The sequence below is a fragment of the Amycolatopsis iheyensis genome (assembly GCF_024703995.1).
Classification (GTDB): Bacteria; Actinomycetota; Actinomycetes; order Mycobacteriales; family Pseudonocardiaceae; genus Amycolatopsis; species Amycolatopsis iheyensis.
Genome location: NZ_JAMXQV010000001.1, coordinates 400,003 through 414,155, shown reverse-complemented (window position 1 = coordinate 414,155; position 14,153 = coordinate 400,003). Strand labels below are relative to the sequence as shown.

Below are 14,153 nucleotides of genomic sequence, written 5' to 3'. Positions count from 1 at the left end.
CGATCACGGCGGGCCGGCCTTGTACCCGACTCCGCGAACGGTCAACACCACCTCGGGGTGTTCCGGGTCCTTCTCGACCTTCGAACGCAGGCGCTGGACGTGCACGTTCACCAGCCGGGTGTCGGCCGCGTGCCGGTAGCCCCAGACCTGCTCGAGCAGCACCTCGCGGGTGAACACCTGACGCGGCTTGCGGGCCAGCGCCACCAGCAGGTCGAACTCGAGCGGGGTCAGCGGGATGGCCTTGCCCTCGCGCGTGACCTCGTGGCCCGGCACGTCGATCGCCAGGTCGCCGATGGTGAGCGACTCCGCGGGCTCGGCCTCGGTGCGGCGCATCCGGGCCCGGACGCGCGCGACCAGCTCCTTCGGCTTGAACGGCTTCACGACGTAGTCGTCGGCGCCGGACTCCAGGCCGAGCACGATGTCGACGGTGTCGCTCTTCGCGGTGAGCATGACGATCGGCACCCCGGACTCGGCGCGGATCGCCTTGCAGACGTCGATCCCGTTCATCCCGGGCAGCATCAGGTCGAGCAGGACGAGGTCGGGCTTCAGCTCGCGCAGCGCGGGCAGCGCGCGCGAACCGTCGGCGACCACCGCCGTGTCGAACCCCTCCCCACGGAGCACGATCGTGAGCATCTCCGCCAGGGCGGGGTCGTCGTCGACCACGAGAACGCGTGCCTTCATGACCACATATTCGCACTAGTTCCGACGCCCGCACGCACGACCCGCGTGTTTGACCACCAGAAAGATCAAGATCGCGAGGGCCGCCTGCTCCATCCGGGTGCCCCCACCGGGGGCTTCGGCCGGTCCGCGGGGGCCGCGGGAGTTCCGGTGCGGCCCCCGCGGACCTGCGGGCGAGTTCGGGGAAACGGCCGGCCGGCCGGCTCGGCAGAGCGGGAAAGCCGCGCTTCGCGTGTCAAGAGATTCGCCCACTCAGCCGATAGGAATGCCGCGAAACGGATAGTGTTGCGCTATGCGGAACCAGGACTCGGGAAACGCAACTCAGAGCCAGGTGCAGTCGGTCGACCGCGCGATCAGCGTGCTGGAGCTGCTCGCGCGCAACGGCGAAACCGGCATCACCGAGATCGCGGGCGAGCTGGGCGTCCACAAGTCGACGGCGTCCCGGCTGCTCAGCGTCCTGGAGTCCAGAGGCCTGGTCGAGCAGCTCGGCGAACGCGGGAAGTACGCCATCGGGTTCGGCATCGTGCGCCTGGCCGGCGCCGCCACCGGCCGGATGGACCTGGCGAAGCTCGGCCGCACGAGCTGCCTCTCGCTCGCCGAAGAGCTGGGCGAAACCGTGAACATCGCCATCGCCGACGACGGCGTCGCCATCAACATCAGCCAGGCCCGCGGCTCGGCGGCGATCACCACGCAGAACTGGACCGGGCAGCGCACCCCGCTGCACGCGACCTCCAGCGGCAAGATCCTGCTGGCGTACATGGGCGACTCCGAGCGCAAGCGCGTGCTCAAGCGGAAGCTGGAGCAGTACACGCCGCGCACGACGGTCGAGCCGGACGAGCTGCTGACCGAGCTGGAGCGCGTGCTGGAAGACGGCTACGCGGCCTGCTACGAGGAGCTCGAGCTCGGCATGCACGCGGTCGCCGTGCCGATCCACGGGCCGGGCGGGGACGTCGTCGCCGCGATGAGCGCGTCCGGGCCGTCGTACCGGCTCTCGAAGCAGCGGGTGAAGCAGATCGTGCGCCCGATGACCGAGGCGGCGGACGACCTCTCCGCCCAGCTGGGCTACTTCCGGGAGTAGCCGAACATCCGGATATCCGGATATGTTGTCGGCATGCGTGTTCTCGTGATCGGCCGTGGCCCGGTGGCCCGGGTGCTGGTGACGTCGATGGCGCCGGCCCACCAGGTGACGCTGGCGGTGCGCGAGCCGGCCGCCGGTTCCCTGCTCGTGGAAACCCGTCGCCTGCGCGGGGCCCGGCGCGTCGAACGCCGGGTCGGCCTGACGCCGGCCGATGGCCCGGCCCAGGACTGGGACGTGGTGCTCAGCACGGCGTCGCCCATCGCGCCGGAGGTGGCCCGGCTGCTCGGCGCGTCCGGCGCGGTCGTCGCGGTCACGCAGGTGCCGTCGGAGGTGGCGCGGCTGCGTGAGCTGGCCGGTGACCGGCCGTGGGGGCTGGTGGTTCCCGAGTTCTTCGCGGCCGAAGACTGGTGGTGGCAGCCGGGGCGGTTCCGGTTCACGACCACCGGCCCCGAGGTGCTTCGTACGTTGGTCGACAACGCGCGGAGCGCACCGCTCGCCGCGCCGCTGGTGTCCGCGGCGACCATGATGCCCGTGGTGGCCGGGCTGCAGGCCGCGGACTTCGACGTCGTGACGGCCCGCCGGGCTTCGCGGCAGGCGGCGAACGCCGCAACCCAGGCCCGGGCCGCGGTCGCGGCGGAGTTCGGGGCCAGGCCCCCGAGACCGGTGCGCCCGGTCGCGGTCCGCGCCGCGCTCGCGGTGCTGCCGCGCTTGGCGCCGTTCGATCTGCCGCAGTACCTGCGAAACCACTTCGGCGGGCACCGCGCGCAGACCGTCCGCATGCTGCACGACTGGATCGAGCTGGGCCGGCGGCACGACCTCCCGACCGACGGGCTCGAAGGGCTGCTCCCCTCGACGGCGGAGGTGGCCGAATGATCCGCGAAGCGCTCACCACCGCGTTGCCGGTGCTGCGGGCCCTCGGGGAGGAGACCCGGGTGCAGATCGTGGGCGTGTTCCTCGAGCGCGGCGGCGCGGCGACCGTCGGCGAGGTCCAGTCGGCGCTCGGGCTGCCGCAGTCCACGGTGTCCCGGCACCTGCGGATCCTCCTGGACGCGCGGCTGCTGGCCGTCACCCGGGCCGGCGCGCAGCGGGTCTACCGCCTCGCCGTCCCCGCCGACGCCCTCGACGCGCTCGACACGCTCGTCGGCGAAGTGCGCCGGTGCCAAGCGGAACCCCACGGCTAGGGGTACAGCCGCGCCATCGCCCGGATCGTGGCCCCCATGTGCGCCACCAGGTCCGCGGGCGCCAGCACCTGCGCGTCCGCACCCAGCCGCAGCAGCCCGGCGGCCGCGTGGGGCACGCTCTCCAGCGGCACGCGGGCGCGGCGCCAGCCTTCGGCGTCCTCGGGTTCGAGCGTGCGGGCGACGAGCCGGGCGGCCCGCGGGCCCAGGATGTCCGGCAGGGCCTCGATGCCCGCCGGCGTCAGCCGCACGATGGCGGTCTCGCCGGTTTCGCCGTCCTCGTAGCTTTCGACATTGGCACGCCAGAACTCGGCGAGGTCGAAGCCGTCGGGCCGGGTGAAGGTCTCTTCCAGCGGCGTCAACCGCTCGATGTTCGCGACGCGGTAGGTGCGCACGCGCGGCCCGGCGACCAGGTACCAGACGCCCGCCTTGAGGACCAGGCCGAGCGGGCGCAGCCGCCGCGTCACCACGCCGGGCTCCGGGGACCAGCGGCGGTAGCGGACTTCGACGACCTTGTCCTGCCACAGCGCTTCCGCCGCGGCCAGCAGCTGCGGCACGGGCTCGGCCTCGCGGTACCAGCCCGGCGCGTCGAGGTGGAAGCGCTGCCGGATCCGCACCGACGCGTCCCGGTACGGCGTCGGCAGCGCCGCCATCAGCTTCAGCTCCGCCGCGGCCACCTGGGCGCCCAGGCCCAGCTCGGCGGCCGGCTGCGGCAGGCCGGTCAGGAACAGCGACCCGGCTTCGCCCGCGGTCAGCCCGGTCAGCCGGGTCCGGTAGCCGTCCATCAGCTGGTAGCCGCCGTCCGGGCCGGTCTCGGCGTAGACCGGCACGCCCGCGGCCGCGAGCGCCTCGACGTCGCGGTAGACCGTCCGCGGCGTCACGCCGAGCTCGGCCGCCAGCTTGGCCGCGCTCATCCGCCCGCGGTTCTGCAGCAGCAGAAGCAGGGACACCAGCCGGCTCGCACGCACGTCGCGAAGTCTGCCAGCTACCACTGACAGAAGATGTCAGTGGTAGCGCCCCAAGATCACCGCCATGAACGACTTCGACTTCCTCATCGGCTCCTGGACCGTGACGAACCGGCGGCTCGGCAAGCTCCTCGTGGGCAGTGCCGACTGGAGCGTCTTTCCCGGCACGACGACCTGCTGGTCGCTGTTCGAGGGCGGCGGCAACATGGACGAGATCGTGTTCCCGACCCTCGGCAGCCGCGGCTGCACCCTCCGGCTCTTCGACGTCGAGCGCGAGGAGTGGTCCCTGCACTGGGCCAACAGCCGGACCGGGCTGCTGCAGCCCCGGGTGGTCGGCACCTTCGCCGGGGGCCGCGGCGACTTCTACGGCGACGACGAACACGAAGGCACGCCGGTCAAGGTGCACTACGCCTGGACCGGCACGACCACCGACACGCCCCGGTGGGAGCAGGAGTTCTCCGCCGACGGCGGCAAGACCTGGGAGTCCAACTGGGTCATGGACTTCGCCCGGGCGTGAGCACCTTTTCGGGCGCTTGACAGCGCGTCGCGCATGACGCACTTTGTTGCCGAAGACGCAACTTCGTCGCCCGGGAGGAACCCGATGGCAGGACGTCCCCGGGTGGCCGTCATCGGCGCCGGCCTCGTCGGCTGCGCGCTGGCCGACGAGCTGACCGAGCTGGGCTGGACCGACGTCACCGTGCTGGGCGGCGGCGACCCCGCGGACGTTCCGGGGCTGGTGTTCCGGACGCACGAGGACCGCACGCTGACGGAGTTCGCGAAGTACACCGTCGCGAAGTACGCGGGCCTCGACGGCGAGTGGTGCTTCAACCCGGTGGGCAGCCTCGAAGTCGCGACGACGCGGGAGCGGCTCGAGGAGCTGAAGCAACGGCACGGCTGGGCGACGTCGTGGGGCGTGCGGGGGTTCCTGCGCACGCCCCACGAGTGCGCTGACCTGCACCCGCTCGTCGACGGAACACGCGTCCTGGGCGGGCTCCACGTCCCCGGTGACGGCCTGCTCCACGCGCGCCGCGCGGCCGAAGCCCAGGCGCGGCGGGCGAAAGCGCGGGGTGTGCGGTTCGCCGGCGAAGACGTCTTGGCGATCGACACCGCGGGCGGGCGGGTCACCGGCGTCGTCACCACGGCCGGCCGGTTCCGCGCCGACGTCGTCGTGTCGTGCGCCGACGCCGGGAAGCTGGTCGGCCTGAACTTGCCGCGGGCGACGCTGACGCACGACTACGCGATGACGCCGCCGCTGCCGGGACTCGAGGGGCGCAACGACGACCACGTGCAGGCGGGCCTGCCCGTGCTGCGGCACCTCGAATCCGGGATGTACGTCCGCGAGCACGTCGACCGGCTCGGCGCCGGGATCACCGCGGACGCCGGCCTGGTGCCCGCCCTGCGCGACGCCGAAACCGTGTCGACGGTGGTGGTGCCGGCCGGGCAGCCGCTGATCGGCGAGCACCCGTCGCTCGACGGTTTCTGGGTGGCCGAGGCCGTCCGGGCCGAGCACTCCGCCGGCGTCGCGCGGGAACTGGCGCGCTGGCTCGTCGAGGGGCAGCCGGCGCTGGCCCTGCACGGCTGCGACCCGGCCCGGTTCGTCCCGGGACCGGCGCGGCACAGCCCCTTCCACGAACGCCAGGCCGCGCTGGGCGCGCGCTTCGGCTCCGCCGGCGGCTGGGCGCGGCCGGAGCGGTACTCCTCCGACGTCGGCGCGGAGGTGGTCGCCGCTCGCGAGCGCGTCGTGGTGGTCGACCTGACGTCGGTGCCGCGGCTGGCCGTCACCGGGCCCGGCGCGCTGCCGTTCCTGCAGGCCATGACGACCGGCGACGTGGCGGATCCGGGCACCGTCACCGAAACCCTGCTGCTGAACGAAGCCGGCGGCGTGCGTGGCTGCCTCACCGTGGCCCGGCTGGGCGCCGACCGGTTCCACGTCGGCGCGAGCAGCCGCCTGGACTTCGACTGGCTGCGGCGGCACCTGCCCGGCGACGGGACCGCGCAGCTGCACGACACCACGCCCGGCACGTGCTGCCTCGGCGTCTGGGGGCCGCGGGCCGGTGAGGTCCTACCGGAACTGTCCACAACGGACTTCTCGGCCGCGGAGACGTACCTCGGCGACGTCCCGGTCGTCGCGTTGAGACTGTCCACTGTGGGCGAACCCGGCTGGGAGCTGCACACGACCGCCGACCTGGGCCGGCACCTGTGGGACACCCTCCGGGACCGCGGTGTGGTCCCGGCCGGCCACCAGGCCTTCACGAGCTTGCGGCTGGAGGCGGGCGGGCGCGTCGCGGGAGTCGACTTCACGACCGAGCACAACCCCTACGAGGCCGGGCTCGGGCACGCGGTCCGCTTCGACAAGGGGTACTTCCTCGGCCGGGACGCGCTGACCGGGCTTTCGGCGGCGACCGTGAGCCGTCGCCTGACCCGGCTGACGGCCGGAAAAGTGTTGCTGGGCAAGGAACCCGTGTACGTCGAAGGGCAGCCGGCCGGGTACGTCACCAGCGCCGGCTACGGCTACACCGCCGGCGAAACCCTGGCCTACGCCTGGCTTCCGGTGGAGCACAGCACGCCGGGCACCCCGGTGGAGATCGAGCACTTCGGCACCCGCGTGCCCGGGAGGGTCTCATGACGCACTACGACGTGATCGTGCTCGGCCTCGGCGGTGTGGGCAGCGCGGCGGCGTACCGGCTGGCGCAACGCGGGCAGCGCGTGCTCGGCCTCGACCAGTTCGCGCCGGTGCACAACCGCGGGTCCAGCCACGGCGGTTCGCGGATCACCCGCCAGGCCTACCTCGAAGGCCCCGAGTACGTGCCGCTCCTGCTGCGCGCGCACGAGCTGTGGGCCGGTCTCGAGCGGGACAGCGGACGCCGGCTGTTCACCCCGTGCGGTGGGCTCATGGTCGGCACGGCCGGGTCGCGGACGATCACCGGCAGCCTCGCCTCGGCGCGGGCGTTCGACATCCCGCACGAGCTGCTCGACGCCGGCGAGCTGCGGCGCCGGTTCCCGACCACGGCCCCGGTGGCCGACGAGGTGGGGTTGTACGAGCCCGGCGCCGGGCTGGTTTCCCCCGAGGGCAGCGTCGCCGCGCACCTGCAGCTCGCCGCGCGGTGCGGCGCCGAGCTGCACCACGAGGAGAAGGTGTTCACCTGGAGCACGATGGCCGGCGGCGTGCGCGTCGGGACGTCGCACGACTACTACACGGCCGACCGGCTCGTGCTCTGCCCCGGAGCGTGGGCCGGTGAGCTGCTGCGCGGCTTCGGCGTCGAGTTCACCGTGCGGCGGCAGGTGCAGTACTGGTTCGCGCCGTCGGGCGGGGTCGAGCCGTTCCGGGCGCATCCGGTGTACCTGTGGGAGGGCGACGGCTACACGTTCTACGGCTTCCCGGCGCACAACGCGGCCGCGGACGGTGTGAAGGTCGCGTTCCACACCGGCGGCCGCCCGTGCACCGCCGACGGCATCGACCGGACGGTGTCCGCCGACGAGGTCCACGAGATGGCTTCCGTGGTCAAACGGCACCTCCCGACGCTGCCCGGCGCGTTCCTCCGCGCGGCGACGTGTCTCTACACGAACACCGCCGACGAGAGCTTCGTCGTCGCACCGCACCCGGACGAGGAGCGCGTGGTGCTCGCGTGCGGGTTCTCCGGCCACGGCTTCAAGTTCGTCCCGGTGCTCGGCGAGATCCTCGCGGACCTGGTGGTCGACGGACGCACGGCGCACCCGATCGACCGCTTCGACCCCGCGCGGCTACGCGGTTAGCAGCGACTTCGCGAGCGCCTCGAGATCGACCCCGGCGACGCCGTCCAGGACGTGCCAGGGCGCCAGCCAGCCCGACGCGGCCAGCTCGTCGTAGACGGCCGCGCACCGGCGCTGCAGGCCGTCGTCGGTTTCGAAGGCGTCGCGCTCGCGGTCGGCTTCGGCCGCGGCCCGGCGTTCGGCGCGCTCGGCCGCCACCGCGGGCGCGACCCGCAGCAGCAGGTGCGCGTCCGGGCGAGGCAGGCCGAACCGGCCGACCTCCAGCTCCCACACCCACTTCACGACTTCGCCGGCGGCGTCCTGCCGCAGGCGCGCGGCCGCGTACGCGGCGTTGGAGGCCACATAGCGGTCGAGCAGGACGACGTCGTGCGCATCCCGCAGCGCCCGGATCTCGTCGGCGGCACCGCTGCGGTCGAGCGCGTAGAGCACGGCCATGCCGTACACCGAGTCGGCGAGGTCGCCGTGCCCGCGGTGCAGTGCCTCCTTGACGAGGTCGGCGTGCAGACTCTTGCCGTAGCGCGGGAACGCCAGCGACGCCACGCTCGCGCCCTTCGCGTTCAGCTCCGCCGTCAGCCCGTCGGCGAGCGTGCGCTTGCCCGCGCCGTCGAGCCCTTCGATGACCACCAGTCGACCCACGGGGAGTCACAGTACTGAGGTGGTGGACCGGCGGGCTCGGTGGAAGGGGATCGACGCCGAGCCCGCCGGTTCGTCTGTCAGGCGGAGATCCGCCTCAGGTGCAGCAGGTAGCCGGCCCCGCTGATCGCCAGGACGCCGACGAGGATCAGCAGCGGCACCCAGCCGGTGTCGTGGCCCGACGGCGCCGGTCCGCCGTCGCCGCGGGGCATCACCTGCGACGTCGCGTCGTAGCCGCCGGCCTCGCCGTCGAGGGCGTAGGCCGAACCCGGGAGCTTGTCCCCGTAGCGCTGCGAGACGGTGCGCTGGTAGTCGGCGACCGTGACGGTCTTCGGCTCCGACAGCGACGTGAGGCGGCCGTCGCGCACCGCGTACCAGGCGTCGACCTGCGGTTCGTGCAGCAGCTGGGCGTCCGGGGGCAGCTTGCGGGCGTACGCGCCCTCGACGTCACCCGAGGCGATGTTGCCGACCTGCCACACGCCGTCGTCGCCACGGACCGACCAGAGCGTCGCGGTCCGGCCGTCGGAGGCCTGGGCCGGGACGGCGAAGTAGGCGAAGTCGCCCGGCGCCGCGCCCGGCTTGCCCACGACGAAGTCCGGCGAGAGCTCGTAGACCGGGTAGGCGTCCGGCGCGATCCGGACCGAGACCGGCCCGCGGGCGTCCGGCGCCTGCGCGAAGAAGCGCACGAGGGTGTCCTGGAGGCCTTCGGTCGCGGCGTGCGCCGCCACGGCGTCGGCGCTGCTGATGCCGGCGGCCTGGGCCGCGCCTGACACCGGGGCCGTCATCAGCAGCGCCGCGCCGGTCAGCACGGCGAGGACCAACGCTCGCCTGCTCATCGGGCGATCCCGGTGAGCGTGTGCGTCCAGGTGAACGACGGGTTGTGCGCGTAGTAGCCGTAGGTGGACCAGTTGTAGCGCTTGGCCGGCCCGGGATCACCCCAGAAGACCCAGTCACGGCTGTTGTCGTAGCCGTAGACGACGTGCGCGTGGCCGCCACCCGAGCGGTAGCCGACCCGCGTCTCGACCGGCCGCTTGGCGGCGGTCTGCTGCCGGACGTCGGCGTAGGAGATGGGCCGGTCGAGGTAGCGGCCCGGCGAGCCGAAGCCGAGCTTCGCGAACGCGCGCTGAGGGCCGGCGAGGGTGCCCGGCAGGTTCGCGCAGTCCTGACCTGTTTCGCCGCGAGCGAGCTGGCAGAAGCGCGTCTGGCTGACGGCGGCGCCGTGGAAGGCCGCGATCGTGGCGCCGGAGCCGGCCCAGCACCATTGGTTCTTCTGCTGGAGCTGCATGACGATCTGGTCGTGGTACGTCGACGGCACTCCGGGCGCGGCTCCGGCGGTGACCGGCGCGACCAGGCACAACAGCAGGCTCACAGCCAGTACGGCGTGGACCCGGCTCGACTTCACCAGCACGGACGGCCTCCTGCTCGAACGTGGGCGAACCAGCGGTGGTCACAACGGTGAACAACGTGGTCACAAGGAGCAAGAACGCCATCCGGCTGAACGGACCGTTCCGGGTCACAGCCGGAACGCGGAACAGTCACCATCACGTGGCCAACCACCCTGAACGGGGGTCGGCACCAACACCCTACGCTGCTAACGTGAACGTTCCGCGGTGTTCACGCCCAGCGCACACACTGGTCGGGTGAAGGGACGAGCGGTGGCACAAGACGGGAACCTCCCACTGATCATCGATGGCGCCCGCACGAGCCGGGCCTCGGTCGCCGAACTGCCCAAAGAGCTGACCGAGGCACTCCGCACCGGCGAGTTCCACCACGCGCTGAGACTGGCCATCGCCTACCGCGGCCTCTCGCTGGCGCGCCTGCGCGCGCACCTCGCGCTGCGCGGCGTCCAAATCGGACAGTCCACGCTGAGTTACTGGCAGCGCGGCCTGCGCCAGCCCGAGGTGCCCAAGGCGCTGCCGGCGGTCCGGGCCCTGGAATCGGTCCTCCAGCTGCCCGCCGACGCCCTCGTGGTGCTCATCGGGCCGCGTCTGGTCCGCCGCGGCCACCAGCCGGCGGCGTCGTTCCACGACCTGCGTTCCGGTGACATGGGGTCGATCGTCGAGGACCTGCTGGCCGAGCTGGGCGCGTACCCGTCGTCGAACCACTACAACGCCGACCTCGAGCTGCTGTCGGTGCACGACACGATCACGTTCGACGCCGAACACCGCCAGGTCAGCCTGCGCACGCGGCTGGTGACGCGCGCCCGTCGCCACGGCCCGGACCGGTACCTGACGGTCTACAACGGCGACCCGGGCTGCCGCATCGACGACGTCGAGCTGATCACCGACGAGGGCTGCCGGGTGGGCCGGATGCGCCGCAACCCGGACGCGGACACGATGGCGACGGAGCTGTTGTTCGACCGCAAGCTCGCGGAGGGCGACATCCACGTGTTCTGCTTCGAGGTCCGCGACGACTCGGGTTCGGCGTCCCCGGGCTACTACCGGATGCTGCGTGACCGCTGCGCGAGCTACCTGGTCCAGCTGCGCTTCGACCGCAACGCGCTGCCGGCGCGGTGCACGCGCCAGGTCCGGGCGCGCGACGACGCCCTGCCGGTGGTGGCGGAGGAGCTGGCGTGCGACATGGGCGGCGTGAGCAGCGCGTTCTTCAACGACGCCGGCCCCGGGCTGGCCGGCGTCGCGGTGGAGTGGAACTAGCGGCACTTTCACGTGAAAGTGCGGCTCATCGGCCGCGGTGCTTGCGCTTCGCCTTGGCTCGTGCGAGGGCCCGGCGGCGCGTCGCCTCGGCGGCGGCACGGCGTTTGCGGGCGGCTTTGTTTTCGCCGGCCCGCTCGGCGACGGCGTGCTTCAGCGCCCGCTGGGCGGCGGTGCCGATGCCCTCGCCTTCATAGCTGCGCTTCCGATCCACCGGCACCGGCGGGGCTTCGCGCGCTTCGTCGGCCAGCCGGACGAAGTCGCGTCCGGCCGCGAAGGCGGCCAGCTCGGCGTTGTTCGGCTCCGCGCCGAAGACGTGCCGCGCGGCCCTGACCAGGCCGTCTTCGTGGATTTCGTAGACACCGACCCAGAACTGGCCGTTGTGGTACAGCGTGAACACCCCGCTCATCGGGAAACCTCCAGGCGTGACGGATCAGCCTGGCGTCACCGGTTTCCCAGGTGGGACAACGAGCCCTTCGCGGGGCCGCCCGGACTACCTACCGGGCCGTGAGGTTCGTGAAGCCAAGAACGGGCTCGAGGTTACGCGGGTCCGCCGCCGATGCCGAGCTCGTTTCCCTCGGGGTCGCGGTAGATGATCTTGCGGACGCCGTTGTCGTAGGTCTCGCGGTCGGCGGGTTCGATGCCGCGCGCGGAAATCCCGGCGACGCGCTCGTCGAGGTCGTCGACGAAGAGGGTGTGCATGGCAAGGCCGGCCCGCTCTGGCCGAAGCACGACGTAGACCGAGCCGTGGTCCGTGACCTGCCAGAGGGCTTCGGTCTCGTGCACGACGAACGTCGGCGGGGAGCCGAAGAGGCGCTCGTACCAGGCGAGGGCGGCGGGGTAGTCGCGGACGGCGATCCCGGCGAAGAGTTCGACGGTCACAGCACCTCGAATCCGTTGGCCTTGGCGGCATCGGCCTGCCGCTCGTCCCGGGTGACGAAGGTGACCGGCTCGCCACCGGTGAGTTCGGCCGTGGAGTGCATCGCGACGGCGATGTGGATCGCGTCCAAGGTGCGCACCGGGTAGTTCTCGGTGACCAGCCGGCGCGCGGCGGGAATGACCCGGCTCGGGTCGAACGGAATGAGCACCAGTTCCCCATCCGGGGAGGCGAGGTAGTCGAAGTGCGCCAGCATCGCCGCGGGATCGGGAATTCGGCCGGTCCGCTTGGCGGCCGTCACGGCACCGGCGAACTCGATGCGGGTGAAGTCGCTGCTCACCACCGGGGAATCCCCTTCAAGGAGAAGCTCGCGGAACTTGTCGTGCTCCGGCTCGTCCGCCAGGTAAGCCGTGACCAGCGCGCTGGTGTCGACGTACAGCACGGTCACCACTCCCCTCGGGTCCAGTCGAGCGCTTCGCTCACAGCTGTGCCCCAGCCCCGGGACAGGTCTTCGAGTTCATCCAGAGTCGGCACGTGAGCCGGTGGCTCCACGTGCACAACCTTGCCTTCGGCGATCAGCCGCCGCTTCCACTCCGCTCGAGTTTCGGTCTTCGCCACAACGCCCCTCAACGCTTCCGTGACCAGGTCGTTCATGCTGCGCCCTTCGGCTTCGGCTCGCGCCTTAAGCCGGGCGTGCAGCTCGTCGTCGATCCTCGTGATCAACTGCTTCACCCCACGATGATAGCACGTCACCCGATTGAGCTATCACTGTTCAAAAGGCAAAACAAAGGGCCGCCCCGAACACTTTCGGGGCGGCCCTGAACTGCTAAAACGCGGAAATCTCAGTACCGGTAGTGCTCCGGCTTGAACGGCCCCTCGACATCCACATCGATGTACTCGGCCTGCTCCTTGGTCAGCTTCGTCAGCTCCCCACCCAGCGCGTCGAGGTGGATCTTCGCGACCTTCTCGTCCAGCTTCTTCGGCAGCCGGAAGACCTCGTTGTCGTACTCCTCGTGCTTGGTGAACAGCTCGACCTGCGCGATCACCTGGTTGGAGAAGCTGTTCGACATCACGAACGACGGGTGCCCGGTCGCGTTGCCCAGGTTCAGCAGGCGGCCCTCCGACAGCACGATGATCGTGTTGCCGTTCGGGAAGATCCACTCGTCGACCTGGGGCTTGATGTTGATGCGCTTGATGCCCGGGTAGCGTTGCAGCCCCGCCATGTCGAGCTCGTTGTCGAAGTGGCCGATGTTGCCCAGGATCGCCTGGTGCTTCATCTTCGCCATGTGCTCGACCAGCACGACGTCCTTGTTGCCGGTCGTCGTGATGACGATGTCGGCCTCCGGGAGCGCGTTCTCGAGCGTGCGGACCTGGTAGCCGTCCATCGCCGCCTGCAGGGCGCAGATCGGGTCGATCTCCGTCACCACCACGCGCGCGCCCTGGCCGCGCAGGGACTCCGCCGCGCCCTTGCCGACGTCGCCGTAGCCGCAGACCACCGCGACCTTGCCGCCGATCAGCACGTCCGTGCCGCGGTTGATGCCGTCGATCAGGGAGTGGCGGATGCCGTAGCGGTTGTCGAACTTCGACTTCGTCACCGCGTCGTTGACGTTGATCGCCGGGAACAGCAGCTCGCCGGCCGCCGCCAGCTGGTACAGCCGCAGGACGCCGGTCGTGGTCTCCTCGGTGACGCCGCGGATGCCCGCGCCGATCTTCGTCCACTTGTCCTTGTCCGAAGCGACCGACGCGCGCAGCAGCTCCAGGAACACGCGGAACTCGTCCGAGGTGTTCTCGTCCGGGGTCGGCACGACGCCGGCCTTCTCGAACTCGGTGCCCTTGTGCACCAGCATCGTGGCGTCACCGCCGTCGTCGAGGATCATGTTCGGACCCTCGCCGTCCCAGGTGAGCATGCGCTCGGTGCACCACCAGTACTCCTCGAGCGACTCGCCCTTCCAGGCGAACACCGGGACGCCCTTGGGCTCCTCGGGCGTGCCGTGCGGGCCGACGACGATCGCGGCGGCCGCGTGGTCCTGCGTCGAGAAGATGTTGCACGACGCCCAGCGCACCTCGGCGCCCAGCGAAACCAGCGTCTCGATCAGCACGGCGGTCTGCACGGTCATGTGCAGCGAGCCCGACACCCGCGCTCCACGCAGCGGGTAGACCTCCGCGTACTCGCGCCGCAGCGCCATCAGGCCGGGCATCTCGTGCTCGGCGAGGCGGATTTCCTTGCGGCCGAACTCCGCGGCCTCGAGGTCGGCGACGGCGAACTCGATGCCATTGCGGGTCTCGTGCCGCTTGGCAACGCTTTCGGGGGTCATAGTGGCGATTCCTCCAAGACTCGGCGAC

Annotated in this window: 17 protein-coding genes; 7 read left to right on the top strand and 10 right to left on the bottom strand. The window is 71.6% G+C overall.

Features of this window, described 5'->3' with window-relative positions; translation table 11 throughout:
* Positions 1-3 precede the first annotated feature (3 nt).
* The gene (gene mtrA, locus M8542_RS02080; protein WP_005150760.1) at positions 4-681 is read right to left on the bottom strand and encodes an MtrAB system response regulator MtrA; all 678 of its coding nucleotides are present in this window, start codon (positions 679-681) and stop codon (positions 4-6) included.
* Between the two features lie 289 nt (positions 682-970).
* On the opposite strand from mtrA, the gene M8542_RS02075 reads away from it, so the two are divergent.
* From M8542_RS02075 to M8542_RS02065, 3 genes are read left to right on the top strand one after another with little or no spacing between them, the layout of a single operon-like run.
* A complete protein-coding gene (locus M8542_RS02075; protein WP_257918225.1) occupies positions 971-1,756 on the top strand; it encodes an IclR family transcriptional regulator in 786 nt (261 codons plus the stop codon).
* Positions 1,757-1,789: 33 nt separating this feature from the next.
* Positions 1,790-2,629 carry a hypothetical protein gene (locus M8542_RS02070; protein ID WP_257918224.1) on the top strand — a complete coding sequence of 280 codons (840 nt, stop codon included), beginning with the start codon at positions 1,790-1,792 and terminating at the stop codon, positions 2,627-2,629.
* A complete protein-coding gene (locus M8542_RS02065) occupies positions 2,626-2,937 on the top strand; it encodes an ArsR/SmtB family transcription factor (RefSeq protein ID WP_257918223.1) in 312 nt (103 codons plus the stop codon). The genes M8542_RS02070 and M8542_RS02065 overlap by 4 nt, the downstream gene beginning before the upstream one ends.
* On the opposite strand, the gene M8542_RS02060 is transcribed toward M8542_RS02065, so the two are convergent.
* Positions 2,934-3,902: a helix-turn-helix transcriptional regulator gene (locus M8542_RS02060; protein ID WP_257918222.1), complete on the bottom strand. Its 969-nt coding sequence runs from the start codon at positions 3,900-3,902 to the stop codon at positions 2,934-2,936. The two genes, M8542_RS02065 and M8542_RS02060, sit on opposite strands and share 4 nt — an antisense overlap.
* Positions 3,903-3,966: 64 nt before the next feature.
* Here M8542_RS02060 and M8542_RS02055 point away from each other — a divergent pair, with 64 nt between their 5' ends.
* The 3 genes from M8542_RS02055 (at position 3,967) to solA (ending at position 7,652) form a co-directional block, all read left to right on the top strand.
* Positions 3,967-4,416 carry a hypothetical protein gene (locus M8542_RS02055; RefSeq protein ID WP_257918221.1) on the top strand — a complete coding sequence of 150 codons (450 nt, stop codon included), beginning with the start codon at positions 3,967-3,969 and terminating at the stop codon, positions 4,414-4,416.
* Between the two features lie 84 nt (positions 4,417-4,500).
* Entirely contained in the window at positions 4,501-6,525 is a 2,025-nt protein-coding gene (locus M8542_RS02050; protein ID WP_257918220.1) for an FAD-dependent oxidoreductase, read from the top strand.
* Positions 6,522-7,652: an N-methyl-L-tryptophan oxidase gene (gene solA, locus M8542_RS02045; RefSeq protein WP_257918219.1), complete on the top strand. Its 1,131-nt coding sequence runs from the start codon at positions 6,522-6,524 to the stop codon at positions 7,650-7,652. Before M8542_RS02050 ends, solA begins: the two co-directional genes overlap by 4 nt.
* Here solA and M8542_RS02040 read toward each other — a convergent pair.
* The 3 genes from M8542_RS02040 to M8542_RS02030 all read right to left on the bottom strand — a co-directional run bounded on the left by M8542_RS02040 (position 7,641) and on the right by M8542_RS02030 (position 9,690).
* Positions 7,641-8,273, bottom strand: a complete 633-nt coding sequence (locus M8542_RS02040; RefSeq protein ID WP_257918565.1) for a dTMP kinase — start codon at positions 8,271-8,273, stop codon at positions 7,641-7,643. The genes solA and M8542_RS02040 overlap by 12 nt on opposite strands.
* Before the next feature lie 89 nt (positions 8,274-8,362).
* The gene (locus M8542_RS02035) at positions 8,363-9,118 is read right to left on the bottom strand and encodes a hypothetical protein (RefSeq protein ID WP_257918218.1); all 756 of its coding nucleotides are present in this window, start codon (positions 9,116-9,118) and stop codon (positions 8,363-8,365) included.
* Positions 9,115-9,690 carry a papain-like cysteine protease family protein gene (locus tag M8542_RS02030; RefSeq protein ID WP_257918217.1) on the bottom strand — a complete coding sequence of 192 codons (576 nt, stop codon included), beginning with the start codon at positions 9,688-9,690 and terminating at the stop codon, positions 9,115-9,117. Before M8542_RS02030 ends, M8542_RS02035 begins: the two co-directional genes overlap by 4 nt.
* Positions 9,691-9,937: 247 nt before the next feature.
* Between M8542_RS02030 and M8542_RS02025 the strand changes: the two genes are divergently transcribed.
* The gene (locus M8542_RS02025; RefSeq protein WP_257918216.1) at positions 9,938-10,936 is read left to right on the top strand and encodes a hypothetical protein; all 999 of its coding nucleotides are present in this window, start codon (positions 9,938-9,940) and stop codon (positions 10,934-10,936) included.
* Positions 10,937-10,961: 25 nt separating this feature from the next.
* Here the strand turns inward: M8542_RS02025 and M8542_RS02020 are convergent, their stop codons facing one another.
* The 5 genes from M8542_RS02020 to ahcY all read right to left on the bottom strand — a co-directional run bounded on the left by M8542_RS02020 (position 10,962) and on the right by ahcY (position 14,125).
* Positions 10,962-11,342, bottom strand: a complete 381-nt coding sequence (locus tag M8542_RS02020) for a YjdF family protein (protein ID WP_257918215.1) — start codon at positions 11,340-11,342, stop codon at positions 10,962-10,964.
* 131 nt (positions 11,343-11,473) lie between these two features.
* On the bottom strand, positions 11,474-11,815 hold the full coding sequence (locus tag M8542_RS02015; RefSeq protein ID WP_257918214.1) for a VOC family protein: 342 nt from the start codon (positions 11,813-11,815) through the stop codon (positions 11,474-11,476).
* On the bottom strand, positions 11,812-12,261 hold the full coding sequence (locus tag M8542_RS02010; protein ID WP_308210231.1) for a type II toxin-antitoxin system VapC family toxin: 450 nt from the start codon (positions 12,259-12,261) through the stop codon (positions 11,812-11,814). The genes M8542_RS02015 and M8542_RS02010 overlap by 4 nt, the downstream gene beginning before the upstream one ends.
* A complete protein-coding gene (locus M8542_RS02005) occupies positions 12,255-12,542 on the bottom strand; it encodes a FitA-like ribbon-helix-helix domain-containing protein (RefSeq protein WP_086677687.1) in 288 nt (95 codons plus the stop codon). The genes M8542_RS02010 and M8542_RS02005 overlap by 7 nt, the downstream gene beginning before the upstream one ends.
* A gap of 110 nt (positions 12,543-12,652) precedes the next feature.
* Positions 12,653-14,125, bottom strand: coding sequence for an adenosylhomocysteinase (ahcY, locus tag M8542_RS02000; RefSeq protein WP_257918212.1), 1,473 nt, complete (start codon positions 14,123-14,125; stop codon positions 12,653-12,655).
* Positions 14,126-14,153 lie beyond the last annotated feature (28 nt).

Bases quoted from the DNA above. Each gene is read 5' to 3' on its own strand.
- M8542_RS02035 (WP_257918218.1), bottom strand. From the start codon at position 9,118: ATGAGCAGGCGAGCGTTGGTCCTCGCCGTGCTGACCGGCGCGGCGCTG.
- ahcY (WP_257918212.1), bottom strand. From the start codon at position 14,125: ATGACCCCCGAAAGCGTTGCCAAGCGGCACGAGACCCGCAATGGCATC.
- M8542_RS02070 (WP_257918224.1), top strand. From the start codon at position 1,790: ATGCGTGTTCTCGTGATCGGCCGTGGCCCGGTGGCCCGGGTGCTGGTG.
- M8542_RS02020 (WP_257918215.1), bottom strand. From the start codon at position 11,342: ATGAGCGGGGTGTTCACGCTGTACCACAACGGCCAGTTCTGGGTCGGT.
- M8542_RS02050 (WP_257918220.1), top strand. From the start codon at position 4,501: ATGGCAGGACGTCCCCGGGTGGCCGTCATCGGCGCCGGCCTCGTCGGC.
- M8542_RS02075 (WP_257918225.1), top strand. From the start codon at position 971: ATGCGGAACCAGGACTCGGGAAACGCAACTCAGAGCCAGGTGCAGTCG.
- M8542_RS02055 (WP_257918221.1), top strand. From the start codon at position 3,967: ATGAACGACTTCGACTTCCTCATCGGCTCCTGGACCGTGACGAACCGG.
- solA (WP_257918219.1), top strand. From the start codon at position 6,522: ATGACGCACTACGACGTGATCGTGCTCGGCCTCGGCGGTGTGGGCAGC.
- mtrA (WP_005150760.1), bottom strand. From the start codon at position 681: ATGAAGGCACGCGTTCTCGTGGTCGACGACGACCCCGCCCTGGCGGAG.
- M8542_RS02065 (WP_257918223.1), top strand. From the start codon at position 2,626: ATGATCCGCGAAGCGCTCACCACCGCGTTGCCGGTGCTGCGGGCCCTC.